This is a genomic window from Mycobacterium sp. 1274761.0 (assembly GCF_001668615.1).
Classification (GTDB): Bacteria; Actinomycetota; Actinomycetes; order Mycobacteriales; family Mycobacteriaceae; genus Mycobacterium.
In genome coordinates this window covers 1-738 of the sequence record NZ_LZMC01000098.1, presented here as the reverse complement: position 1 = coordinate 738, position 738 = coordinate 1, and the positions used below count along the sequence as shown (strand labels likewise).

The 738-nt window shown below is 66.4% G+C and carries 1 protein-coding gene; it reads left to right on the top strand.

Annotation, left to right across the window (positions count from 1 at the left end; all coding sequences use genetic code 11):
• On the top strand, nucleotides 1-738 hold a 738-nt coding region (locus tag A5651_RS19975; RefSeq protein WP_156663083.1), incomplete at both ends, for an AMP-binding protein.

Genomic DNA, 738 nt, shown 5'->3' with positions numbered 1-738 from the left:
ACACCGCTACCCGAACCGGCTGCCGACAATCTCGCCTACCTGATCTACACCTCAGGCACCACCGGCACCCCCAAAGGCGTCGCCATCACCCACCACAACGTCGCCCACTTGATGGCCCTGGACGAACGGCTGGCGCAGGCCGGACAGGTGTGGTCGCAGTGCTTCTCGTTGGCGTTTGACTTCTCGGTGTTGGAGATCGTCGGAGCGTTGTTGCACGGCGGACGGTTGGTGATAGCGCCCGAGTCGGTGGTTGCATCAGCAATTGAATTCCACGCGTTGCTGGTTGAGCAACGGGTCAGTGTGTTGTGTCAGACGCCGTCTGCGCTGGCGATGTTGCCGCAGGAGGGGTTGGAGTCCACGGCATTGGTGGTGGGCGGTGAGGCGGTTCCGGCGGCGCTGGTGGATCAGTGGGCGCCCGGGCGGGTGATGGTCAACGGGTACGGCCCGACCGAGTCGACGGTGTATGCGGCGATGAGCGCGCCGCTGGAGGCCGGCTCGGATGTGGTGCCGATCGGCTCGCCGCCACCAAATGCGGCGTTGTTCGTGTTGGATGCGGGGTTGCGCCAGGTGCCGCCGGGCGTGGTGGGCGAGTTGTATGTAGCGGGCGCTGGGGTCGGGATGGGGTATTGGCGCCGGTCTGGGCTGACGTCGTCGCGGTTTATGGCGTGCCCGTTCGGGGCGCCGGGCACCCGGATGTATCGGACCGGGGATTTGGTGGCCTGGGGTGCCGATGGACAG